Below are 25100 nucleotides of genomic sequence, written 5' to 3' on the forward strand. Positions count from 1 at the left end.
TAATCCCATTTTGGATTTTGATCATTTGGATCATAATAAAGGTTTGGAATGTGTAATCTTGGAATACATATCCATTTCTCGTTGACAAACGATTATTTTTCTGAAATAGTAGCCTAGAGGAATCCTTGTGAGAAAACAAGGATTTTTCTATTGAAAATGGTATATAAAAGAGATAAGATAACTTGCCAAAACTATAGTCGAGGCGTTATTCTATAATAGAAACATATGTTCTGATTTTGGATTAGGAAAGGGGCAAGGAGTTTGGCGAAGCATCAGTTCCAATATAATGAAGATGCGATTCAAGTGTTAGAAGGACTTGAAGCCGTTCGAAAACGCCCGGGTATGTATATCGGGAGTACGGATAGCCGTGGATTGCATCATTTAGTATATGAAATAGTAGATAACTCCGTTGACGAGGCGTTAGCGGGATTTGGCGACGAAATTTCTGTCGTAATACATAAAGATAATAGTATTAGCGTTATAGATAAAGGGCGAGGAATGCCTACGGGAATGCATAAACTTGGGAAACCTACACCTGAAGTTATTTTAACTGTACTTCATGCAGGTGGTAAGTTTGGTCAAGGTGGCTATAAAACGAGTGGTGGTTTACACGGTGTTGGGGCATCAGTTGTAAACGCCTTGTCAGAATGGTTAGTAGTAACAATTAAACGTGATGGTAACATTTATGAACAACGCTTTGAAAATGGTGGCGTTCCTGCAACAACGTTAGAGAAAATCGGGAAAACAAAAGAGTCTGGTACAACAATGCATTTCAAACCAGATACAACGATTTTTAGTACGACAAATTACAATTATGAAACATTATGTGAGAGATTACGTGAATCTGCATTCTTATTAAAAGGAATGAAAATCTCAATAAAAGACGAACGTAATGATTTAGAAGATATATTTCATTATGAAACAGGAATTGAAGCTTTCGTTTCATATTTAAACGAAGAAAAAGATTCAATTCACCCGGTTGTATATTTCACTGGTGAACAAAACGGGATTGAAGCAGAACTAGCATTCCAGTTTAATGATGGTTACTCAGAAAATATTCTTTCGTTTGTAAATAACGTACGTACAAAAGATGGTGGAACACACGAAGCTGGATTTAAAACAGCAATGACGCGTGTGTTCAATGAGTATGCTCGTAAAGTTTCATTATTAAAAGAAAAAGATAAAAATTTAGAAGGTACAGATATTCGTGAAGGTGTAGCGGCTATCGTTTCTGTACGTGTACCAGAAGAAGTACTGCAGTTTGAAGGACAAACGAAAGGGAAACTTGGTACAAGTGAAGCTCGTTCTTCTATTGATGCCATTGTATCAGAGCATCTAGCTTACTTTTTAGAGGAAAACCCGGATGTAGCTACACTTCTTGTGAGAAAGGCAGTTAAAGCAGCGCAAGCACGTGAGGCTGCTCGTAAAGCGAGAGAAGAAGCACGTAGTGGTAAGAAAAAGAAAAAATCAGAAGGTACTTTAAGTGGGAAGTTAACACCTGCACAATCACGTAACCCTCAGAAAAACGAATTGTATTTAGTAGAGGGTGACTCGGCTGGCGGTTCAGCAAAGCAAGGGCGAGATCGTCGTTTTCAGGCGGTACTACCATTGCGTGGTAAAGTAATTAATACGGAGAAAGCAAAGCTTGCTGATATTTTTAAGAATGAAGAGATTAATACAATTATTTATGCAATTGGCGGCGGTGTAGGAAATGAATTCGCTGTTGAAGATATTAACTACGATAAAGTTGTTATTATGACCGATGCAGATACGGATGGAGCTCATATTCAAGTATTGTTATTAACGTTCTTCTACAGATATATGAAGCCACTTATCGAAGCCGGTAAAGTGTTTATCGCACTTCCTCCTTTATACAAGGTAAGTAAAGGGAAAGGTAAGAGTGAGGTAATTGAATACGCTTGGTCAGATGAGGAATTAGACGGTGTAACGAAAAAAGTTGGCAAAGGCTATATGTTACAACGTTATAAAGGACTTGGTGAAATGAATGCGGATCAATTATGGGAAACAACAATGAATCCTGAAACGCGTACATTAATTCGCGTGAAAATTGATGATGCAGCAAGAGCAGAGCGTCGCGTTACAACATTAATGGGCGATAAAGTAGAACCGCGCCGTAAATGGATTGAACGTAATGTACAGTTTGGTATGCAAGAAGAAGGAAATATTTTAGAAAATGAAATGATTATGGAGACGGAGGTGGAATAACATGCAAGCAGAGAAGTTTCATGACCTCCCGCTTGAAGACGTGTTAGGTGACCGCTTTGCACGTTATAGTAAATATATTATTCAAGATCGTGCACTTCCAGATGCACGTGATGGCTTAAAGCCAGTACAAAGACGTATTTTATATTCTATGTATGTAGAAGGTAATGTACATGATAAAGCGTTTCGTAAATCAGCTAAAACAGTAGGTAATGTTATTGGTAATTATCATCCACATGGAGATTCCTCTGTATATGAAGCAATGGTTCGCTTAAGCCAAACTTGGAAAGTACGTAATGTTTTAGTTGAAATGCATGGTAATAACGGTAGTGTTGATGGGGACCCAGCGGCAGCGATGCGTTATACGGAAGCTCGTTTATCACCAATCGCATCTGAATTATTACGTGATCTTGATAAAGAAACAGTTGAATTCGTGTCAAACTTTGATGATACGAGTGAAGAACCGGTTGTATTACCAGCAGCGTTCCCGAATTTATTAGTAAACGGATCTACAGGAATTTCCGCTGGTTATGCAACAGAAATTCCTCCGCATCATCTTGGAGAAGTTATTGACGCTACAATGATGCGTATTGATAAGCCAAATAGTACTGTTGATGATTTATTAACAGTTATGAAAGGACCAGATTTCCCAACAGGCGGTATTATTCAAGGGATTGATGGTATTAAAAAGGCGTATGAAACAGGAAAAGGTAAAATTATTATTCGCGGAAAAGCAGAAATTGAAACAGTGCGCGGTGGGAAACAACAAATTGTAATCACTGAAATTCCTTACGAAGTGAATAAGGCAAACCTTGTAAAGAAAATGGATGAATTACGTCTAGATAAAAAGTTAGATGGCATTGCTGAAGTACGTGATGAGACGGATCGTACTGGTTTACGAATCGTTGTTGAATTAAAGAAAGAAGTAAACGCCGAAGGTATTTTAAATTATTTATATAAAAATACAGATTTACAAATTCCATATAACTTTAATATGGTAGCGATCAATAATCGCCGTCCAACACTTATGACATTACCGAAAATTTTGGATGCTTATATTGGACATCAAAAAGAGGTTATTACGAGACGTTCACAATATGAATTAAGAAAAGCAGAAAATCGTCAACATATTGTAGAAGGTTTAAAGAAGGCATTATCGATTTTAGACCAAGTAATCGAGACAATTCGAGCTTCAAAAGATAAACGTAATGCGAAAGATAATTTAAGTGCAAAATTTGGCTTTACAGAAGCACAAGCAGAAGCAATTGTATCCTTGCAATTATATCGCTTAACGAATACAGACATTACGGCGTTACAAGAAGAAGCAGATGAGCTTAATAAGAAAATTCTAGAGCTACAGTCAATTTTACAAAGTGAAAAAAGATTACTTCAAGTCATTAAAACTGATTTGAAGAGAGTTAAGAAAACATATAGTGATGATCGCCGTGCTATTATTGAAGAACAAATTGAAGAAATTAAAATAGACGTAGAAGTGATGATTCCACAAGAAGATGTCATCGTTACTGTAACGAAAGAAGGATATGTGAAACGTACTGGATGGCGCTCACATAATGCATCAAACGGCAAAGACTTCGGTATGAAAGAGGGTGACATCTTACTTGAACGATTCGATACGAATACGACTGAAACAGTTCTTTTATTCACAAGTAAAGGGAACTATATATATCTTCCAGTATACGAAATGCCAGATATTCGTTGGAAAGATTTAGGTCAGCACGTTGCAAATATCGTTTCACTCGACCGAGATGAAACGATCATTTGGGTAACGGTTGTACCGAACTTTGAGGAAGAAAAACGATTTATCGTATTTGTAACACGAAATGGTATGATAAAGAAAACAGAATTAAATCAATATAAAGTTCAGCGTTATTCAAGGGCATTCGTTGCTGTAAACTTGAAAAAAGGTGATGAAGTTGTCGATATATTTGCGACAGATGGAACGAGTGATATCGTTCTTGCTACACATGGTGCATATGCACTTATTTTCCATGAAGATGAAGTAAGTCCAGTCGGTGTAAGAGCTGCTGGTGTGAAAGCAATTAATTTAAAAGAAGATGACTATGTCGCTTCTGGTAAACCGTTAAATGGTGACAAAGATCAACTTATTCTCGTAACGCAGCGCGGTGCTGTAAAACGTCTAAAAGCATCAGAAATTGAGAAATCAACGAGGGCGAAACGAGGTCTTGTTATTTTCAAAGAGTTAAAACGTAATCCATACCGCATTGTCGGTATTGAAATTGTTCGGGACGATGAATTAGTTTATATGAAGACAGAGAAAAATATTGTAGAAGAGATTGATCCGAAAGCGTATCGAAATAAAGACCGGTATAGTAATGGTAGCCTAGTGCTAGATGTTAATGATACTGGTGAAGTAGTAGAAACGTGGACGAAAAAACGACCGGAGTAAAGTGAAACTATAATCAGTGGGGATTTTGTTCATCCCCACTGATTATTAGTTGAACCAATCGGACTTTAACGGGCAGTTGGTCTCCCATCTAACTCCTTCGCGGTCGGGAGCCTTACTGCCCGTTCAATCGGGTTAAAAAAAGCATCTTGCTATGAATAGTAGCAAGATGCTTTTTTCTAGGCAATTTATTATGTAAATAATAATAATCTTGTTATAATAACTGGATGAAATCGTTCTCATAAAGCGAAACTTTAATCAATGGGGATTTTCTTTATCCCCAACGAAACTTTAATCAATGGGGATTTTCTTTATCCCCACTGATTATTAGTTGAACCAATCGGGCTTTAACGAGCAGTTGACTCCTCACCTAATTTCTTAGCTTTCGCTGGATTTTGAGTTAGGAATCTTACTGCCCGTTAAAGCTGGACAAATGGAGGGGCAACATGAAAAAAATAGGTGTAGGGATTGTAGGATTTGGTTTTTCTAGTACGACATTTCATATCCCACTATTACAAACAATAGAAGAATATGATATTCGTGCTGTATTATCCTCAAAAGAAGAGGTAGTAAAAGAAACATTACCAAACGCTAATGTTGTTAGTACAATTGATGAATTGGTGAAGCGAGCTGATGTTGACTTAGTTGTTATTACATCACCTAATACAACTCATTTTCCATATGTAAAAGAAGCAATTTTAAACGGTAAGCATGTTGTTGTAGAAAAACCATTTGTTGTTTCAATTGAAGAAGGGGAAGAGCTTATTTCATTAGCAGAGCAGCATAATGTAATGTTAAGCGTATATCATAATCGTCGTTTTGATAATGATTTCTTAACAATTAAGAAATTGTTAGGAGAAAACAGAGTAGGGAATGTATACGCATATGAATCAAATTTTGATCGTTTCCGTCCACATGTGCGTGATCGATGGAGAGAAAAAAATCTACCAGGTTCCGGTATATTATACGATTTAGGATCGCATTTAATTGACCAAGCGTTATCAATATTTGGGAAACCAGATGCGATAAGTGCAGATGTAATAAAACAACGACCAGGTGCAGAGGTGGATGATTATTTCCACATAGTACTGCATTACGGAGCTAAACGTGTCATTTTACGTAGTAGCAGTTATGTGAAAAAAGCTGGACCGCATTTTATAGTGCATGGAGAGAAAGGTTCTATCGTGAAGTACGGTATGGATTCGCAGGAAGAGCAATTAAAAAATGGAATGAAGCCAGGTGATAATGGTTATGGAGTAGATGATGAAGAGAATTTTGCTACTTTAGAAACAGAAGAAAGCTTAGAGCACATTCCAACAGAAGTCGGTTGTTATGACAATTATTATAAAGGTGTACGAGATAGTATATTAAATGGTGAGAAACTACCTGTAACAGCAAAAGAAGGCTTAGATGTTATTAAACTGATTCAATTAGCGATTGAAAGCAGTGAAAAGGGTAGAGTCATTTCTATAAAATAAAAAAGACACGAAATTCGTGTCTTTTTTATTAGGAATATGTGAATATGATTAATTATTTAGTTTAGTCGTTTATCATACATTAATTGGATTTGTATGCCATAAGGATCTTCAATAATACCATATGCTTCACTAAATATATTTTTTTCTAGGGGAGAGATTATTTTCACATGCTTATCGGAAATTAAATTATTATAAAACCTTTGTATTTCTTCTAAATTAGCGCTTTGAATGCAAAGTGACATGTTATTTCCAACGTTATAACGTTCATTAGGCTTCATTGTATCTTCTGCTATCATTAGCTTTGTATTCCCAATTTGTAAAACAGAGTGAGCAATATGATCTTTATTTTCACTTTTAATTTTAAAAGAACTATCTCTTTTCGCCAGTTCTTCATACGTAACAACCATTAACTTTTTGGCTTCTAAATGACGTGTATAAAAGTTAATTGCCTCCTTTGCTTGCCCATTCATTGAAAGAAAAATAGCTATTTCTAATGTCATAAATATATAACTCCTTTATTAGTTGATAATTATAATATAGATTAAAAGGGTTTCAATACATGACACCTTTTTGGGAGGGAAATATGAAAAAAACGGAACGAATAAATGATATGCTTATTTTCTTAAATAATAAAAGATATTTTAATTTAAAAGATTTAATGGTTAGATATGATATTTCTAAAAGTACCGCTTTGCGAGATATTCAATCATTGGAAGAAATAGGTGTACCCATATATTCTGAATTGGGTAGAAATGGAAGTTATAAAATTATAGAAAATAGTGTTTTATCGCCAATTTATTTTAGTGTGGATGAAATGTATGCCTTATATTTTTCAATTCTTACGCTAAATGGATACAAGACAAAACCATTTAATGTAGAAAGTATTGCGCTTGAAAATAAATTTAAACATGTATTACCTGATAATGCGAGTAAAAATATTTCAATTATGGAACGAACGCTTTCCTTTGAAGTAACAAATCATAGTAATTTTAGTCCGTTCTTAAAAGAAATTTTACAGGGGATTTTTGCTGAGCGAGTTTATCATTTAACATATTTAAAAAAAGGTGAGGAGAAAGCATTGGTTGCCCAATTTATTCGAATAGAATCTAAATTTGGCCAGTGGTATGCTAAAATCTTTAATTTTGAGACGAATAATGTTCAAATAATTAGATGTGATAAAATTCTTTCTATTGTGGAAACGAGCAATATTAATCCAAAAAATCTTGAAGAATTATTAAGTTATCTTACTACTTTTCACAGAAAGCCGGATGCAATTAATTTTAGCGTCATTGTTAATCAAAAAGGAAAAGACATTTTTGATAAAGAGAATTACCCTTCCATGAGGATGCAAAAGGAAAATGAAAATTACATTATAACAGGCTATTTTAACAAGCAAGAATTTGATTTTATTTCAAATTATTTTCTGAATTTCGGTGAAACGATTATTTCAATTCAGCCTGTTATGCTAAAAGAGTTAATCTATAATAAGGTGTTATCTATAAAGAAGCATTTAACTTCTTTAAGATAAAGTTAGTTTTAGACATTTTTTGATATGAAAAAGCCCTTGCGATTTAAATATCCAAAGGGCTTTTTGGTAATTCTATTTGTTCTTTAGAAAAATTATTTTTCTGGGACGGAGAGTCCATAAAAGAACATCGTAACGATATCTTGTATATGTTTTTCACGATCTCCTTCAAGAAGTTGTGCTCCAAATTCATCACCTAATTTTGTAAACATTTGAATGTAAAGTAACATCATTTCTTTAGTAAGGTGAGGATTAATTTCGTTTTTGCGCTGCGCTCGTTCTAATATTTCTAAATACCAGGGCAGGATTTTTTCATTTTGATAACTATAAATAAACTTCCGGAGTTCTTCGTCCCTTTGCATCATTTGTAGTAACATATCAGGTTGAAATAACCCGCCAGTATTCATTTTTCTTACAATCATTTTTTGCATCATATCATGAAAAGGTAATTTTTCTTCTGCAAGCTCTTTATAATATTGAAATTCAGATATGATAAATTCTTGTATAAGCTCCCTAAATAACGCATCTTTACTTCCGAAATGATTATAAATTGTAACTTGAGAAACGTTCGCTTCTTTTGCGATATGTTCTATTTTCACTTCATTAAATCCACGTTCTGAAAATAATACGAATGCTGCTTCTTTAATGGCACGTTTTTTCTTTTCTTTTACTCTTTCAAATCCGTTCAATGCAATCACCTCACTTAAAATATACAAGAAAAAATAATGGAAAACAATAATTTTGAAATATGGACTAATAAATATTTCAAAAAGTTGTTGCGAATATGAAAGATGAGGAGTACAATGATTTTGAAATATCACATATTAAATATTTCAAAAAATGAGGTGGAATTATGATTTCAGTTCAGGATGTCACAAAACAGTTTTCGAATGGAAAAGGTTTGTTTCATATTACATTTGATGTAAAAGAGGGAGAAGTATTTGGTTATTTAGGACCGAATGGTGCCGGGAAATCAACGACGATTCGTAATTTAATGGGATTTATAAAACCGACAGCTGGTAAAGCGACAATTTTTGGATTAGATTGTTGGAATGAAGCAGCGAAAATTCAAAGGGAAGTTGGTTATCTACCGGGTGAAATTTCTTTTATTGAAGGAATGAACGGATTAGAGTTTTTAAAATTAATGCAAGGAATGCGTGGATTAAAGGATACGAAAAGACGAGATGAACTGATAGATCGTCTGCAATTTGATGTGAAAACACCGATTCGCAAAATGTCTAAAGGAATGAAGCAAAAAGTGGGGATAGTTGCTGCATTTATGCACGATCCAGAGGTGTTAATTTTAGATGAACCAACATCTGGACTTGATCCACTTATGCAGCAAGTATTTATAGAATTAATATTAGAGGAAAAGCAAAGAGGAAAAACAATCCTAATGTCATCACATATTTTCACTGAAATTGAGCGTACGTGTGATCGAGTAGCGATTATTAAAGATGGTCGACTCGTAACGGTTGAAAATATTCACGATTTACAAAGTATGAGACGACAGGTAATAGATGTAACCGTATCATCGCAAGAAGAGATTGAATCTCTTACAAAGTGTAATTTGCAATTTGAAGTGGTAAAAGGTAGAGAGGCATCTATCATTGTACAAGGAAACTATCAAACTGTTTTACAAACAATTTCAAACTATAATGTAACGGCACTTCAAACGAGAGCGATGGATTTAGAACATTTATTTATGCATTATTACGATAAGAAAGAAGGGGTAACGCATGAATAAGCAATTATTTTTAGCTAGTTTGAAAGAAACACAAAAAAATATTTTGAGTTATGCGTTTGGTGCGGCTTTATATTTGTGGTTATTAATTTGGATATTCCCGTCAATGGTATCAGCGAAAGGGCTAAATGAACTAATAGCTGCCATGCCTGATAGTGTGAAAAAAATCGTTGGTATGGAAAGTCCGATTCAAAACGTAATGGATTTTTTAGCTGGTGAATACTATAGTCTATTGTTTATTATCATTTTAACAATTTTTTGTGTAACAGTTGCAACACATTTAATTGCTCGTCATGTAGATAAAGGAGCAATGGCATACTTGTTAGCAACACCTGTATCTAGAGTGGAAATTGCTATTACACAAGCTGCTGTTCTCATATTGGGACTTCTGATTATTGTATCTGTTACGTATGTAGCTGGGTTAGTAGGTGCAGAATGGTTTTTACAAGATAATAACTTAAATAAAGAATTATTTTTGAAGATAAATGTAGTCGGAGGGCTCATATTTTTAGTCGTTAGTGCGTATTCATTTTTCTTTTCTTGTATATGTAATGACGAAAGAAAGGCACTAAGTTATTCAGCGAGTTTAACTATCTTATTTTTCGTATTGGATATGGTAGGTAAATTAAGTGATAAGTTAGAGTGGATGAGAAGTCTATCATTATTCACGCTGTTTCATCCGAAAGAAATTGCTGAAGGAACGTATAATATATGGCCGGTAAGTATAGGTTTAACTGCTGGAGCACTTTGTATTTTCATAGTAGCAATTGTAGTTTTTAAGAAGAGGGATTTACCGTTGTAAAGTAGAAAGTCCACTGAGAAAGTGGGCTTTTTTTATTTGTAAATTAAATCTAGTATGTTTATTACATAACACTTATAAAGGATATTTGTCTTTTTATTTACAAAAATATTCAAAAAAATGAACCTTTTCCTAGGTTCCTACGTCTAATACATGTAAAGTTAAATTTGAAGTGAGGATGAAACAGGAGGAGCAATTGTGAAAGTAATCCCTTTATATAAAATGATTATAAAAGAAGAAACCGATGTTTCTTTAGCGAAAAAAGGCGATCATGAAGCCTTTATAACGCTTATACATACAGAAAAAGTGAAGATGTATCGAATAGCAAAGGCGATGTTACGTGATGAGACAAATATAGAGGACGCGATACAGACAACAATTTTAAAAGCTTATGAAAATATAAAAAAACTAAAAAAAGAAGAGTTTTTTCAAACTTGGTTAATTCGAATTTTAATGAATGAGTGTAACAATATTATTAGAGCGTATAAAAATGTAATTGTGACAGAAGAGAATGATTACAATATGAGTGCGTGTGATCAGTATGAAGATATAGATTTGTATAATGCGATTCAATCGTTACATGAAGAATTAAGAGCTGTTACGGTGCTTTATTACTATGAAGATATGAATCAAGATAGTATTGCGAAGCTGTTAGAAATACCGAAAGGAACAGTGAAATCAAGATTATCGCGTGCGAGGGAACAACTACAAAAACGATTAAAGATGGAATAGGGGGTGTAAAGGGTGGATAGTGAAAAATTATTTGATGAGAAATTAAAAAAGAGAATAAAAAATGAAAATGTTATAGTACCTCCAGAGTTAAATGAGAAGATTAATGGTACACTACATAATCTTCAGGTAAAAAAGAAGAGTTACAAAATCCATATGATGATAATTAGTGCAGCGGTTTGTATACTTTCAGTGGTATCTATGTCTGAGTTTTCTATACAAAGTTTCGCGCAAAACGGTGGAGTATTTGAATATGTAAAGAAAAAAGCGTTTTCTGATTATGAAAATGAAGAAGAAATAAAATCAAATGTACATTATCCAGATAAAGAAAAGATTCATCAAAAGATGCTAGATTCTATTGATTATTTTAAAAATAGTTCAGGACAATTTGAGGAATATTCTAGCTCATCAAGAATTGCTACAACATATAAGTATGCAATTGATACGGAAAAACAAAGAGGTATCTCTTCGAAAGAAGATAAACTAGCGAAAAAACGAACAATTATATATAACGAGGGCAAGAAAAAAGAGTTTGATGATGAGAAGTATACCTATAAAGAGACAAAATGGAACCCGAAAGAAAGAAACAATGAATTATTAAAGTTAAATCCTACGGAAAGGTTATTGAGAAAATCAGGTGAAAAAAAGCGATATGATGATGAATATGTAGGACTAGCGAAATATAGTATTCAATCAGAATTCGCAGATTTGTTAATTCGATATAAAGATTGGAATTATAAAGAAACGAAATATCTTGGATTAGATTGTTACAAAATTGAAGGAGTCATCAATATAGAGATGCCTGTTAGCACCTCTGAAGATTTAAGAGGGAAATTCGAAATGGTTGTGGAGAAAAATACAGGGATTATGTTGAAATTTCTTAGTTTTCAAGAAGGCTTGATTCAATATTCACTTACGACAGAATGGATACAAATAGATAAGGGATTGAAAGAAAGTATGTTTCAAAAGGATAGCGCTAAATATGAAAAACATATTGGATGAATAGAAACAGGAGGAGAGTAAATGGGGAATCATTCATCTTTAAGAGAAGAGAAAAATAAGCAAAAATATAAAAAGAAAACGATAATAAGTTTACTACTAGCGGTATTGCTATTTGGTGGAATTGGCTATGGAGCCTATGTATATATGAAAACTTCTAGTCTCGTACAAAAATCTAATTTGAATTTAGCACGAGGTGAAAAATCCAATTTACGTGAGAAATCTGTAAAGCCAATTGCAAATCATGTTTCACTTTTAATTATGGGAATTGATGAAAATCAAGAACGACAAAAGGAGTATAATGGTGCATTTCATACAGATGCATTATTGTTAGCGACTTTTAATAAAGACGATAAAACAGTGAAATTAACGAGCATACCGCGTGATACATATACATACGTTCCAGTTGAAAAGAAAAAAGATAAAATAACCCATGCATATGGAAGTGGTTTCGTTAAAAATGGTAAAGATGGAGGACCGCAAGCTTCTGTGGAAGCGGTAGAAAAATTGTTACAAGTGCCCGTTGATTATTTTGTGAAATTTAATTTTGGTTCCTTTACTAAAATTGTTGATGGGTTAGATGGTATTGAAGTAGATGTCCCAGTTGAATTTACGGAGCAAAATAGTAAAGATGAACCTGATGCGATTCATTTGAAAAAAGGATTGCAAAAATTAAATGGGGAAGAAGCACTTGCACTAGCAAGAACGCGCCATATTGATAGTGATGCGATGAGAGGGCAGAGGCAACAACTTGTTATTGAATCGATTTTAAGTAAATTAAAAAGTATAGGATCGATTACGAAGCTAGAAAAAATAGTTGAGGCAGTTGACGACGATTTTAAAACAAACTTAGTAATGGATGATATTTTATCTTTTTATAAATACGGTTTAAACGGTTCAGTTGAAAAAATACAACTAGCTGGTGATGATTTATATTTACCTAATGGTCCAAATGGGCAACGTGTATATTATTATAATCCTAATAAAAAAGATTTGCAGAGTTTGAGTAATACTCTTAGAACACATCTAGGGTTAAGTGAAAAGCAAATTGAGGAGAATTAAAGCAGACGTAATGTCTGCTTTTTATTGTGTATAATAGTATGTCATTTATTTTTAAATGTTATATACTATTTTCAAATTAAAGATAATAGTGTAACATAAAATTGTGGTTTAAGTTAAATAGCAAGGGGGCTATCACATAGAATAAATGTTATTGCTTAAAATAGTTTGGGAGAAATGAAAATACAGGGGAGTAGCAAAAATGAGAATTGCAAAGAATTTAACATTCCAAGTTATAGTGGCCATTATTTGTGGTATTGCAGTAGGGGCAATTTGGCCGAGTGTTGGACAACAAATGAAGCCAATTGGTGAAACATTCATCAATATGATTAAAATGGTAATTGCACCGATTATCTTTTTAACAATTGTGCTCGGTATTGCAAGTATGGGAAGTATGAAAAAGGTAGGCCGTGTTGGTGGGAAGGCACTATTATATTTTGAAATTGTTACAACAGCGGCTTTAATTATTGGTATCATCGTAGCGAATGTTGTGCGTCCCGGAGACGGATTAGATCCCTCAAAACTAAAGGGCGGAGATGTTTCGCAATATGTACAAAGCGGACAAGAAATGAAATGGATGGATTTCTTTTTACATATCGTGCCGTCTAACATGTTTGAAGCATTCGCCAAAGGTGATATTTTACAAGTTCTGTTCTTCTCCATTTTATTCGGCGCAGGGTTAACGATGTTAGGGAAAAATGGACAACCGGTTATTGACTTTTTTGAAAGATTATCGAAAGTATTTTTTAACATTTTATCAATTGTAATGAAATTAGCACCGGTTGGAGCATTCGGTGGGATGGCATTTACAATTGGGAAGTATGGTTTAAGCACGCTCATACCACTTGGCAAATTAATGATTTGTGTATATGCGACAATGGCATTATTTGTTTTTATTGTTTTAAATTTTATTTGTAAACTGTACAAATTTAGTTTGTGGAAATATTTAGCGCATATTAAAGAAGAATTACTTATTGTTCTTGGGACATCATCGTCAGAATCAGTACTGCCGCGAATGATGACAAAGATGGAAGACTTCGGGTGTTCGAAACCAGTAGTAGGTTTAGTCATTCCAACAGGTTATTCTTTTAACTTAGATGGAACAACGATTTATTTATCAATGGCAACTATATTTTTAGCTCAAGTTTTTCACGTCGATCTTTCACTAGGTCAACAATTAACTATAATAGCTATTTTGTTAGTTACATCTAAAGGAGCAGCAGCAGTAACTGGTGGAGGTTTTATTGTGCTAGCATCTACTTTATCTGCAATGAATGTTATCCCATTAGAAGGTTTAGCGCTATTACTTGGTGTAGATCGTTTCATGTCAGAAGCACGTGCTATCGTTAATTTAATTGGTAACGGTATTGCAACTGTAGTTGTTGCAAAAAGTGAAAATGAATTTGATGATGAGAAGTATACGAAAGTAATAGAGGAAATGAAAAGAGAAAAAATAGCCGGGTAAAAAGTCAGTTTTGCTGACTTTTTTTATTTTTGTAGGAAAGGAGTTTCTAAAAATATACATTATTTATTAACAAGAGCTCATAGATATTTAATGTGTAAATATGATAAATACCATTAAAGTGGTACATTTATATGAAAGAGAAATAGAATTTGAAGATCATATGGAATTTTTATGAATATTACTGTAAGAAAATAATTTTTTAAAAATTTTCAATAATAATACTTTACAAATTTTAAAAAATTAGTAGAATAAGAAGTAGTAAGAATCGTCTGATAAATATATAGAGAAAAACAGAATTATCAGAAAATTCTTGAATAGCTATCGTTTAGAATTAGGGAGGGTACAGAAAATGAAAAAGAAACAAATGAAAAAACTAACAGCAGTTGTAGCACCGGTTTTAGCAATGAGCATGGCGTTAACAGCATGTTCTACATCAGGTGGAGATAAGAAGACAAGCACAAATTCTAGCTCTGGTGGAGATAGTAAGTCAGGGGAAAAATTAGCAACGAAACAAGTGCTGAATCGAACAGTAACACAAGAAATTCCAACTATGGATTCTTCTAAATCAACTGATACAGTATCTTCACAAATGCTTGGTAATACGATGGAGGGTTTATATCGTCTTGATAAAGACAATAAGCCGATTCCAGCAGCGGCAGAATCTAGTACGAAAAGTGAAGATGGTAAAAAATATACGTTCAAACTACGTAAAGATGCAAAATGGTCAAATGGAGATCCAGTAACTGCAAAGGATTTCGTATATGCTTGGCAACGTCTGTTAGATCCAAAAACGGCTGCTGAGTATGCATTTATTGCATTCCCGATTAAAAATGCAGAAGTAGTAAATAAAGGAGAAAAACCTGTAACTGAATTAGGTGTGAAGGCGGTAGATGATCTTACACTTGAAGTTGAGTTAGAGCAAGCGGTACCGTACTTCTTAAATTTAGTAGCATTCCCATCATATTATCCATTAAACGAAAAGTTTGTTAAAGAAAAGGGCGAGAAGTTCGGTTTAGAGGCTGATACAACTGTCTATAACGGACCGTTCGTTCTTAAAGATTGGAAGCATGAACAAGGATGGCAATTAAAGAAAAATGATCAATATTGGGATAAAAAGACTGTAAAACTTGAAGAAGTTAACTTTAGTGTTGTTAAAGAGGCTGCAACTTTAGTCAATCTATATGATAGCGGTCAAGTTGACTTTGCTTTATTAAATGGAGAGTTCGTTGATAAATATAGAAGCAAGAAAGATGAATTTGGCACATATTCACAAGTGAGTACGTATTTCATTCGTATGAACCAAAAACGTGATGGACAAGACACGCCATTAAAGAGCAAAAAATTACGTGAAGCAATTGCGCTATCAATTGATAAAAAGAATTTAGCAAATGTAATTTTAAATGATGGATCAAAAGAAGCTGACTTCTTAGTACCAAAAGGATTAGCAACGGGACCAGACGGTAAAGATTTCCAAGAAACATTTAAAAACGGTTTGAAACCAAATCCTAAAAAAGCTGCTGCAGCTTGGGAAGAAGCGAAAAAAGAACTTGGAAAAGATCAAGTTACAATCGAATTCTTAAACTACGATACTGGTAATGCGAAAAAAGTTGGCGAATATATTAAAGATCAGATTGAGAAAAACTTAAAAGGTGTAACAGTTAATATTAAACTTCAACCATTTAAGCAAAAACTAAAATTAGAAACTGAACAACAATATGATATTTCGTATGGCGGATGGAATCCGGATTATGCAGATCCAATGACGTTCTTAGATATGTTTGAGACTGGACATTCACATAACCAAATGAGCTTCTCTGACCCTAAATATGACGGCATGGTGAAAAAAGCTGGGACGGAATTAATGAGTGATGCGAAAAAACGTTGGGAAGAGTTAGGAAAAGCTGAAAAAACATTACTTGAAGAAGATGTAGCGATTGTACCTTTATACCAACGTGGAGATTCTTATGTTTTACAACCAAATGTAAAAGGTGTAGTAAAACACAATATCAGTCCAGAATTCAGCTTTAAGTGGGCATATGTAACTGAAAAATAATAGAGTTGAAAAAGCATTTAAAAGTGGCTTAGCTACTTTTAAATGCTTTTTTTGTGAGCTTAAAATACTAATTTTTAGTATGGTTAAATAGAGGAGAATAAGGTGTATAGTATGTACATATAGTAGATGGGAGATAAATCCTACTAAGAAATCAGAATATTTAAAATAAAAATATTTGCAATTAGGGAAAAAAGAGTAGAATGACATTAGTTGTAATCTTCTAAAAAAAAGTCTTTAGTAAGGGGTCTCTCAAGGGTTGGTAATGTACATATAATTAGGGAGGGTACAAAAATGAAGAGAAAAAAATGAAAAAGTTAACGGCAGTTGTAATACCAGTTTTAGCGATGAGTGTTGCATTGACAGCATGTTCTGGATCAGGTGGGGAAAAGAAAACGACTACTACATCAAATAGTGGGGAAGAAAAAAATCTGATATTAAATATGCAGCGAAACAAGTATTAAATCGTACGGAAAACCAAGAAATTCCGACGATGGATACTTCTAAATCTACTGATACATTAGGTGCGCAAATTTTAGGGAACACGATGGAAGGCCTATATCGCCTTGATAAAGATAATAAGCCAATTCCAGCAGCGGCAGAGTCTAGTACGAAAAGCGAGGATGGCAAAAAATATACATTTAAACTACGTAAAGATGCAAAATGGTCAAACGGTGATCCTGTAACAGCGAAAGATTTCGTATATGGATAGCAACGCTTACTTGATAAAAATACAGCGGCAGAATATGCGTTTATCGCTTTCTATATTAAAAATGCAGAAGCAATTAATAAAGGTGAAAAACCTCTACCAGATTTAGGAGCAAAAGCGGTAGATGATTATACACTAGAAGTAGAATTAGAAAAGCCAGTACCGTATTTCTTGAATTTAATGGCATTCCCATCGTACTATCCTTTAAATGAAAAGTTCGTAAAAGAAAAAGGAGATAAGTTCGGTTTAGAAGCAGATACAACGTTGTATAACGGACCGTTCGTTATGTCTTCATGGAAACATGAACAAGGTTGGCAGCTAAAGAAAAATGATAAGTACTGGGATAAAAAGACTGTGAAATTAGAAGAAATTAACTATAGTGTAGTAAAAGAGGTTGCAACGAAAGTAAACTTATATGATACAGGATCAATTGATTTTACATTACTATCAGGAGAGTTTGTAGATAAATATAAATCGAACAAAGAAGAATATGGTGAGTATGCGGAATCAAGTACATTCTTCTTACGTTTAAATCAAAAACGTAACGGACAAGATACGCCTTTAAAGAGCAAAAAACTTCGTGAAGCAATTGCATTATCAGTTGATAAAAAAGGCTTAGCGAACGTTATTTTAAATAACGGTTCAAAAGCAAAAGATCAATTAGTACCAAAAGGGCTTGCGACAGGTCCTTTTGGTAAATATTACCAAGATGCATTTAAAAATGGTCTAAAATATGATCCGAAAAAAGGTGCAGCAGCTTGGGAAGCAGCGAAAAAAGAACTTGGAAAAGATCAAGTTACAATTGAATTGCTAAGCTATGATGATGGAACTGCGAAAAAGATTGCTGACTATGTAAAAGATCAAATTGAGAAAAATTTAAAAGGTGCAACAATTAATACGAAAATTCAGCCGTTCAAACAAAAATTAAAATTAGAAACTGCGCAAGATTATGAAATTTCTTATGCAGGTTGGAGTCCAGACTATGCGGATCCAATGACATTTATTGATATGTTTGAATCGAAGAGCCCGTACAACCAAATGAGTTATTCAAATCCAAAATACGATGAAATGGTAGGAAAAGCAGGTAATGAATTAATGAGTGATGCGAAAAAACGCTGGGAAACGTTAGGGAAAGCTGAGAAATTATTCCTTGAAGAAGATGCAGGGTTAGTTCCTTTATATCAAACAGGAAGATTGTACGTAATGAAACCGAATGTAAAAGGAATTGTGAAACATAACATCAGTTCAGAATATAGTTTTAAGTGGGCGTATGTAACTGAGGATGCGGAAAAAAATAAAGTGAAATGCTTTTTAGTATGTATAAGGGAATAAATCTCGTTAGCCTATTGAGAATCGGATAGGTAATAAGGAAGGTTCTATCCGAGGAAATTAGAGAGGTCAGTAAGTAGTAAGAAAGATGAATGATAGTAAGAGACCTCATGCTAATAAGAAAAATATAGAACGTAGTAATAGAGTGGAATAAGGGAATGGATGTTTACATATAGTAGACGGGGGATAATTCATATAGTAGTTAAAACAACAAGTTACTATCATAAAAAAATAAATTTTTAGAAAATTTACAAAAATACTTTACAAAACCAGAAAAAACAGTAGAATATTAATTAATAAGAATTTTCTGATAACGAAAGTTAGTAGGGAATCTCTAAATGTTAATAGCGTACATATAATTGGGGAGGGTACAAAAATGAAGAGAAAAAAGATGAAAAAATTAACAGCGGTAGTAGCACCAGTTCTAGTAATGAGTATGGCATTAACAGCTTGCTCTGGATCTGGGGAAAAAGATAAAGCAAGCACAACACCAAAAAGCGGTGAAAAAGAAGGCGGAAAGCTAGCGGCGAAGCAAGTGCTTAATTTAACAGAGTCTCAAGAGATTCCATCTATGGACTCTGCTAAAGCGACAGACCAAGTATCGTTTCTCGCTTTAAACAACGTAATGGAAGGTTTGTATAGACTTGATAAAGATAATAAAGCAACACCAGGGGTTGCTGAATCATATAAAAAGAGTGATGACGGTAAGAAATATACATTTACATTAAATAAAAATGCAAAATGGTCAAATGGAGAGTCTGTAACAGCAAAAGATTTCGTGTTTGCTTGGAAACGTGCGATAGATAAAAATACAGCAGCAGAATATGCATACATTATGTTTGATTTAAAAAATGCACAAGCGATTAATGAAGGAAAAGCTGAACTAGATACGTTAGGAGTAAAAGCTGTAGATGACTATACGTTAGAAGTAGAATTAGAAAATCCAGTTCCTTACTTTGTAGAATTAACTTCATTTGGAACATTTTATCCATTAAACGAGAAGTTTGTAAAAGAAAAAGGAGAAAAGTACGGTTTAGAAGCAGATACAACGTTATACAACGGACCATTTACATTAACAGACTGGAAACATGAAGAAGGTTGGAAGTTAAAGAAAAATGCACAATACTGGGATAATAAAACAGTTAAGTTGGAAGAAATTAACTTTAATGTGGTAAAAGATAGCGGTACACGTGTCAATTTATATGAAAGTGGACAAATTGATCGCTCAGGACTTACATCTGAATTTGTTGACAAATATAAATCAAGCCCCGATTTCTTTACACAAAAAACACCGTCAACGTACTTCTTACGCTTAAACCAAAAACGTGGTGGGCAAGATACAGTGCTAAAGAGCAAAGATTTACGTTTAGCGATTGCAAAAGCGTATGATAAAAAAGGCTTAACGAATGTAATTTTAAATGATGGTTCTACACCTGCAGATTACTTAGTACCAAAAGAATTTGCTAAGAGCCCAGATGGAAAAGACTTCCGTAAAGAAAATGGAGATATTTTAAAAACAGATGTGAAAAAGGCAAAAGAGCATTGGGAAAAAGCGAAAAAAGAACTTGGAAAAGATGCAATTACAGTAGAACTATTAAACTATGATGGTGATGGTGCGAAAAAAGTAGGAGAATTCTTAAAAGGAGAACTTGAGAAAAACTTACCAGGCTTAACAGTGAATTTGAAAAACCAGCCATTTAAACAAAAGTTAAAATTAGAATCAGATCTAGATTATGATTTATCTTACGCTGGTTGGGGCCCTGACTACTTAGATCCAATGACATTCATTGATATGTTCGTTACAAATGGTCCTCATAACCAAACAGGATATTCAAATCCTAAATATGATGAAATTGTGCAAAAAGGTAAAGGCGAGCTATTAACGAAAACGAAAGATCGTTGGGATAGCTTACTGAAAGCGGAGAAAATGTTACTGGAAGATGCAGCAATTGCACCATTATATCAACGTGGTGATGCTATCGTTCAAAGACCTAAAGTAAAAGGTATCGTTCATCATCCAGTTGGTGGAGACTATAGCTATAAATGGGCATATATTACAGAGGATAAGTAAGATGAGGGGCGTACAATACGCCCCTTTTTCTATGCACTTTTCTTCCGTCCTCGAATATATAAAATAAAAAAGGGAGAATCCCATGAAACGAAACACATACATCGATTTCCTAGCTTATTACGGAATAGGAAGTGCTCATCCTGGCGGGTTTACGTTAACAAAACAATTGCTAGCACAACTGCCTTTTAGACATGGATCGAATGTTCTTGAGATAGGTTGTGGAACAGGGAAAACAGCGGCGTATATGACAAGGGAACTTGGTTATAAAGTAACAACGGTTGAAAAGAATAAAATTATGATTCAAAAGGCAAAAGATAGATGGTTGTTTGAAGGATTAGATATACAATTAATTGAAGGAAATGTAGAGCAATTACCTTGTTTGAATAACTCATTTGATTTCGTACTTGGAGAATCAATCATCGCTTTTACAGAGAAAGAAAGAGCTATCTCGGAGTGTTACCGTGTATTACAGCAGGACGGTAAGCTTGTTGTTATTGAAATGATTATTGATAGGCACATTGATAAGGGTGAGGAAGAAAAAATAGCTCAATTATATGGCATGAAAGAACTATTAACTGAGAATGAATGGGTACAATTATTTCAGAAAGCAAATTTTAAAAGAATTACAATTGCTGGCGGTGGTACAATTGCAGAAACGATCTCTAGCTATGTAGAAGAGCCGGAATGGAATGTATCCTCACATATTCCAAATGAGTTATATGAGGCATGGGTACAGCATGAAAATGTACGGCTTATGTACCAACATATTTTAGGGCATCGTATTTTTATATGTGAAAAATAAAGAAAAAGAGTTGGCTAAAGGTAGTCAACTCTTTACTATGTTAAATGAAAAATAATGCAGCTAATGCAATTCCGAAGATGAAACCAAATCCGAGTTCAACACCCCAGCCACAACCGCCGCCACCCCAGCCGCCGCAACCACAACTACTACAACCACGCCCACCACAGCCGCAGCTGCTGAATCCACAACCGCCACCGCATCCAAATCCGCAACTATCACATCTGCTAAGGCCGCCGCAAAGGTCACAACCACCGTTTGCATAAGCGTCGTAGTATCCGAATCCTGAATCAAAAGATGAGCGCTGTTGCACCGGTTCGATCCATACAGAGCTTTGTGTCACATCGATTATTTTACCTAAATGTATACGGCCATCACGGTCTTCAATCCGAACAACTTTTCCGAAGTAACGTCGGCATGTATCATAACATTTTTGTCTATGCATGTTCTTTCCTCCTTCCGCATTACAGTAATACGATATGTAAGGGGGACAAGTGCGGCTTGTACGAATGCCCTATCTATTATAATTGTTATAGGAAAGGGGAAATATAAGAAGAGGATATATAAGGAGGAAAAGGCATGAAATCTACAGATCAGTTTCAGACATACGAAGTACCGTGGGAAGAATTTATTGAAGCGTTGCGAGAGGAAATGAAGAAGCAAGTAGGAGCAGATATTATTGATACAGTAGTTTGCAATTTAGAAGATGGTTTTGAAGTGTATACATATGTGCAGGGGGATTTAGATTTTGAATATAAGGAAGCGCTTGAGAGAAAATACGGAAGTGATGCGAAGACACCTAATGTGTTAACGATAATGTTACTAGCTAGTATTTATAATGCAAGTGAAGAGAATATACGCTTGCATGCGGATAATAAAGAGAATCCGATTGTTGAAGTGTATGTAAAGCAATGAAACACGCTGTGAAAGGCGTGTTTTTTATTTGTATGATAAAATGTTAGAAAATTGAGAAAGAAGGTGGAGGATTGGGAATTAAACATCTCAATTTAACAGTTACAGATGTAACAGCATCTAGAGAGTTTTTAGAGAGGTATTTTGGTTTAATTTGTAGTGGAACAAGGGGGAATGCCTTTGCAGTTATGCGTGATAATGATGGATTTATACTAACTTTAATGAAGGGAAAAGAAGTTCAGTATCCAAAAACATTTCATGTAGGATTTCCACAAGGAAGTGAAGAACATGTAGATAAGATAAATCAAAGATTGAAGAAAGATGGATTTTTGGTGGAGCCTCCTAAGCATGCCCATGCATATACATTTTACGTTGAAGCACCTGGTGGATTTACAATAGAAGTGATGTGTTAAATCAAAAATCAAACTTTTTATTATGTGTTTTTAAAATAAAAAGTAGGAAAAGTCTGTTTTAAGTGTGGAGCTTAAACAGGCTTTTTTACTTATATAATTGGATAGAGAATGCTAGAAGGAATATTACCAAGTGTATGATCTGTTTACATAATAAAGTTATGGTGGGTTAGTTGTCCTAAAATACAAGTCATATATCTTGTTTCCTCTCATAAATTTAAACATAGGAATTTGTCTACAAAGGTGGCGAAGCCTCATCATGAAAATCCGAATTTGTGCCACGTTCATGTTATTTCTATTTATATGTTTACCTTTATCAGCTTTTGCAAAAGGAGAGGAGGCAAAGGAAAGGGTCGTTTCACTTGTATATGATGATTCGGGCAGCATGAGAAATAACGATCGCTGGAAATATGCCAATTATGCTTTGCAAAGTTTAGTTGCGCTATTAGATGAAAAAGATAAATTTTCTTACATTCCAATGAGTAAGCCAAATGATCCATTAAATATTTCGTTAACGAAGGATAAAAGGCAAACAGAAATTGAGGGAATTGGAGCGTGGAAAACGTATTTAAATACTCCATTTAGCGCGGTAGAAACGGCGATGCAATCTATAAAAAAGGAAGCAGATATAGATGGAAAACGTGAATTTTGGCTTATTGTATTAACTGACGGGGCATTTAATGATTTAGAGAAAGATAAGATTGGCGGAAAAGAACAAATTACACAGAAATTAGCCCAGTTTAAGAAAGAAATGGATGCAAAAAAGATATCGTTACATCCAGTCTTAATTACGATGGAAGAAGATTTAGGACAACAAGAAAAAGAACAATTAAATACGTTCAAGGAAATATGGAAGAAAGAGATAAATGGTGTTACGATGCCGTCAAGCGGAGAAGATGGCATTGTAAAAAGTGTAAATCAAGTGGCAGCATTAGTTGCAAATCGTGATCCATTCTCCTCTGTTGAATCGATTGTAAAAACGAAAGTAGTGGGGAAAAAAGTAGAGATTACAACACCGTTTCCGTTAAAGCGTATGACGCTTGTACGACAATCGCCTTCTCTGCCCGATTATCAGGTCGCACAAATTTCTAAACCATTACAATTACAATCTTCTTTTTCCATACATGCACCAGGAGAAGCAAAATTGTTCGGAAATATAGTTCATATAAGTACGGAAAATCAGGAAGTTATTAAACCAGGAACTTATACGATAGAAGTCGACCAGGACATTGAGAAAGAAGGACTACAAGTACTAGTTGAACCGGCGCTTAATTATACGGTTTCTACTTATGACAAAGATGATAGTAGTCAAAAAAATGTAGAGGAAATGCACGAAGGGGTTACTGCTGTTATTGAAGCGAAGCCTACGGAGTTGCCAGTTCAGTCTTCTTACTTTCAGGCAGAAGTAGAAATAGACGGAAAACAATATCCGATGAAGTGGGACGATAAAAGGCATGTGTTTTATTACGAAACTAAGCTTGGTAAAGGGTTAGTACGCGGGAAAGTTCATATGAATATAAAGGGGTTTTATAGACAGACGAAAGAATTTAAAATTGAAACAGCTGAGAAACCGAAATTATCACTTCAAACTGTTACAAAAGATTATAAAGAAAAAGTAACAAATTTAGAGAAGAGTAAACCATTTGTTTTACAACCACAGTTAGATGGTAAGCCGATGACAGAAGAAGCTGTAAAAAAACTATTAAAATCTACTGGTGTCACATCTAAACAATCAATCAATTATGAAATAAAGCAACATGGAAATCAGATCTATGTTTATCCTCGTCCCTATTACTCCGACACATTTAATTTTACAGATACCGGCACCGTAGAAGCTACCATCGTAATGCAGGATTCAAAGTTACAAGAAGTAAAGAAAAACATAACATTCCATATTCAAGATGCTTCGTTTTATGAAAAATATGCGCTCATTTTTAAGTTTGTCATTCCTATCACTTTATTACTGCTAGTAGTAGGAATCATTGTTTTAGGATGGATTGTTCGGCCGAGATTTCACCGGAAGGCACTACTGTATTATGAATGGGATCAAGAGGTAGCGAAAGATTGGCTATATCAATCTGAACCAGAATTACTTCGAAATAAATGGTGGAACCATTATTTTGGTATCCCATTTAGAGCAGAAAGAAAAACGGTGCAATCTGTTACATTTATAGCGAAGAAAGGTTCGAAATCTGTCTTTGTAGCGAAAGAATCACAAGTAGTTGGAATGATTATTGATGGAATGTTTATAACAGAGGATGAAGTAGGAATGGAACATAAGACACTATATCCAAATGAACTTTTACTAATTGATAGAGGATATGGTAAGGAGATTTACAAATACGAATGTGAATAGTAGATAGGGAAAAGAAGG

At 34.3% G+C, this 25100-nt stretch carries 19 protein-coding genes and 1 pseudogene; 17 read left to right on the forward strand and 3 right to left on the reverse strand.

From position 1 onward, the window contains the following. Nucleotides 1-261 precede the first annotated feature (261 nt). From parE to DN403_RS08835, 3 genes are all read left to right on the forward strand, one after another. The gene (gene parE, locus DN403_RS08825) at nt 262-2226 is read left to right on the forward strand and encodes a DNA topoisomerase IV subunit B (RefSeq protein ID WP_001062195.1); all 1965 of its coding nucleotides are present in this window, start codon (nt 262-264) and stop codon (nt 2224-2226) included. Between the two features lies 1 nt (nt 2227). After that, nucleotides 2228-4651: a DNA topoisomerase IV subunit A gene (parC, locus tag DN403_RS08830; protein ID WP_001147460.1), complete on the forward strand. Its 2424-nt coding sequence runs from the start codon at nt 2228-2230 to the stop codon at nt 4649-4651. A 443-nt stretch (nt 4652-5094) separates the two neighbouring features. After that, nucleotides 5095-6126, forward strand: a complete 1032-nt coding sequence (locus DN403_RS08835; protein WP_000719767.1) for an oxidoreductase — start codon at nt 5095-5097, stop codon at nt 6124-6126. Nucleotides 6127-6182: 56 nt separating this feature from the next. Here the strand turns inward: DN403_RS08835 and DN403_RS08840 are convergent, their stop codons facing one another. Next, nucleotides 6183-6626, reverse strand: coding sequence for a VOC family protein (locus tag DN403_RS08840; protein ID WP_000171340.1), 444 nt, complete (start codon nt 6624-6626; stop codon nt 6183-6185). A 59-nt stretch (nt 6627-6685) separates the two neighbouring features. Between DN403_RS08840 and DN403_RS08845 the strand changes: the two genes are divergently transcribed. Continuing rightward, the gene (locus DN403_RS08845) at nt 6686-7654 is read left to right on the forward strand and encodes a helix-turn-helix transcriptional regulator (protein ID WP_000187492.1); all 969 of its coding nucleotides are present in this window, start codon (nt 6686-6688) and stop codon (nt 7652-7654) included. Nucleotides 7655-7746: 92 nt separating this feature from the next. Here the strand turns inward: DN403_RS08845 and DN403_RS08850 are convergent, their stop codons facing one another. Further along, nucleotides 7747-8349 (reverse strand): TetR/AcrR family transcriptional regulator, encoded by a 603-nt coding sequence (locus DN403_RS08850; protein WP_003309799.1) that lies wholly within the window; start codon nt 8347-8349, stop codon nt 7747-7749. A gap of 155 nt (nt 8350-8504) precedes the next feature. On the opposite strand from DN403_RS08850, the gene DN403_RS08855 reads away from it, so the two are divergent. From DN403_RS08855 to DN403_RS08905, 10 genes and pseudogenes are all read left to right on the forward strand, one after another. Next, nucleotides 8505-9398, forward strand: a complete 894-nt coding sequence (locus DN403_RS08855; RefSeq protein ID WP_000626561.1) for an ABC transporter ATP-binding protein — start codon at nt 8505-8507, stop codon at nt 9396-9398. Next, nucleotides 9391-10197 (forward strand): ABC transporter permease subunit, encoded by an 807-nt coding sequence (locus tag DN403_RS08860; RefSeq protein ID WP_001041417.1) that lies wholly within the window; start codon nt 9391-9393, stop codon nt 10195-10197. Before DN403_RS08855 ends, DN403_RS08860 begins: the two co-directional genes overlap by 8 nt. Nucleotides 10198-10392: 195 nt before the next feature. Then, nucleotides 10393-10926, forward strand: a complete 534-nt coding sequence (locus DN403_RS08865; protein WP_000864724.1) for an RNA polymerase sigma factor — start codon at nt 10393-10395, stop codon at nt 10924-10926. A gap of 12 nt (nt 10927-10938) precedes the next feature. Next, complete coding sequence (locus tag DN403_RS08870) at nt 10939-11925, forward strand: hypothetical protein (RefSeq protein WP_000376636.1); 987 nt, start codon at nt 10939-10941, stop codon at nt 11923-11925. A gap of 21 nt (nt 11926-11946) precedes the next feature. Continuing rightward, nucleotides 11947-12984 carry an LCP family protein gene (locus DN403_RS08875; RefSeq protein WP_016077386.1) on the forward strand — a complete coding sequence of 346 codons (1038 nt, stop codon included), beginning with the start codon at nt 11947-11949 and terminating at the stop codon, nt 12982-12984. A gap of 199 nt (nt 12985-13183) precedes the next feature. Further along, nucleotides 13184-14446, forward strand: coding sequence for a dicarboxylate/amino acid:cation symporter (locus DN403_RS08880; RefSeq protein WP_001216970.1), 1263 nt, complete (start codon nt 13184-13186; stop codon nt 14444-14446). A gap of 349 nt (nt 14447-14795) precedes the next feature. Continuing rightward, a complete protein-coding gene (locus DN403_RS08885; RefSeq protein WP_016077387.1) occupies nt 14796-16499 on the forward strand; it encodes a peptide ABC transporter substrate-binding protein in 1704 nt (567 codons plus the stop codon). Nucleotides 16500-16804: 305 nt separating this feature from the next. Beyond that, nucleotides 16805-18537: pseudogene (locus DN403_RS08895) on the forward strand (peptide ABC transporter substrate-binding protein). A 373-nt stretch (nt 18538-18910) separates the two neighbouring features. Continuing rightward, complete coding sequence (locus DN403_RS08900; protein WP_000823457.1) at nt 18911-20605, forward strand: peptide ABC transporter substrate-binding protein; 1695 nt, start codon at nt 18911-18913, stop codon at nt 20603-20605. An 82-nt stretch (nt 20606-20687) separates the two neighbouring features. Then, nucleotides 20688-21407, forward strand: a complete 720-nt coding sequence (locus DN403_RS08905) for a class I SAM-dependent methyltransferase (protein WP_000828269.1) — start codon at nt 20688-20690, stop codon at nt 21405-21407. A gap of 40 nt (nt 21408-21447) precedes the next feature. Here the strand turns inward: DN403_RS08905 and DN403_RS08910 are convergent, their stop codons facing one another. After that, entirely contained in the window at nt 21448-21849 is a 402-nt protein-coding gene (locus tag DN403_RS08910) for a hypothetical protein (RefSeq protein WP_000554986.1), read from the reverse strand. A gap of 134 nt (nt 21850-21983) precedes the next feature. Here DN403_RS08910 and DN403_RS08915 point away from each other — a divergent pair, with 134 nt between their 5' ends. From DN403_RS08915 to DN403_RS08925, 3 genes are all read left to right on the forward strand, one after another. Beyond that, the gene (locus DN403_RS08915; RefSeq protein ID WP_000842899.1) at nt 21984-22319 is read left to right on the forward strand and encodes a hypothetical protein; all 336 of its coding nucleotides are present in this window, start codon (nt 21984-21986) and stop codon (nt 22317-22319) included. 71 nt (nt 22320-22390) lie between these two features. Then, nucleotides 22391-22729 carry a VOC family protein gene (locus tag DN403_RS08920; RefSeq protein ID WP_000511530.1) on the forward strand — a complete coding sequence of 113 codons (339 nt, stop codon included), beginning with the start codon at nt 22391-22393 and terminating at the stop codon, nt 22727-22729. Between the two features lie 256 nt (nt 22730-22985). Continuing rightward, the gene (locus DN403_RS08925) at nt 22986-25082 is read left to right on the forward strand and encodes a vWA domain-containing protein (protein WP_000702057.1); all 2097 of its coding nucleotides are present in this window, start codon (nt 22986-22988) and stop codon (nt 25080-25082) included. Nucleotides 25083-25100: the final 18 nt, after the last annotated feature.

The organism is Bacillus sp. AY2-1 (assembly GCF_008368965.1).
GTDB lineage: Bacteria > Bacillota > Bacilli > Bacillales > Bacillaceae_G > Bacillus_A > Bacillus_A thuringiensis_S.

Coding starts and splice junctions, on each gene's coding strand:
- parC (WP_001147460.1), top strand. CDS start 2,228: ATGCAAGCAGAGAAGTTTCATGACCTCCCGCTTGAAGACGTGTTAGGT.
- DN403_RS08835 (WP_000719767.1), top strand. CDS start 5,095: ATGAAAAAAATAGGTGTAGGGATTGTAGGATTTGGTTTTTCTAGTACG.
- DN403_RS08840 (WP_000171340.1), bottom strand. CDS start 6,626: ATGACATTAGAAATAGCTATTTTTCTTTCAATGAATGGGCAAGCAAAG.
- DN403_RS08845 (WP_000187492.1), top strand. CDS start 6,686: ATGACACCTTTTTGGGAGGGAAATATGAAAAAAACGGAACGAATAAAT.
- DN403_RS08855 (WP_000626561.1), top strand. CDS start 8,505: ATGATTTCAGTTCAGGATGTCACAAAACAGTTTTCGAATGGAAAAGGT.
- DN403_RS08860 (WP_001041417.1), top strand. CDS start 9,391: ATGAATAAGCAATTATTTTTAGCTAGTTTGAAAGAAACACAAAAAAAT.
- DN403_RS08875 (WP_016077386.1), top strand. CDS start 11,947: ATGGGGAATCATTCATCTTTAAGAGAAGAGAAAAATAAGCAAAAATAT.
- DN403_RS08880 (WP_001216970.1), top strand. CDS start 13,184: ATGAGAATTGCAAAGAATTTAACATTCCAAGTTATAGTGGCCATTATT.
- DN403_RS08885 (WP_016077387.1), top strand. CDS start 14,796: ATGAAAAAGAAACAAATGAAAAAACTAACAGCAGTTGTAGCACCGGTT.
- DN403_RS08900 (WP_000823457.1), top strand. CDS start 18,911: ATGAAGAGAAAAAAGATGAAAAAATTAACAGCGGTAGTAGCACCAGTT.
- DN403_RS08905 (WP_000828269.1), top strand. CDS start 20,688: ATGAAACGAAACACATACATCGATTTCCTAGCTTATTACGGAATAGGA.
- DN403_RS08910 (WP_000554986.1), bottom strand. CDS start 21,849: ATGCATAGACAAAAATGTTATGATACATGCCGACGTTACTTCGGAAAA.
- DN403_RS08915 (WP_000842899.1), top strand. CDS start 21,984: ATGAAATCTACAGATCAGTTTCAGACATACGAAGTACCGTGGGAAGAA.
- DN403_RS08925 (WP_000702057.1), top strand. CDS start 22,986: ATGAAAATCCGAATTTGTGCCACGTTCATGTTATTTCTATTTATATGT.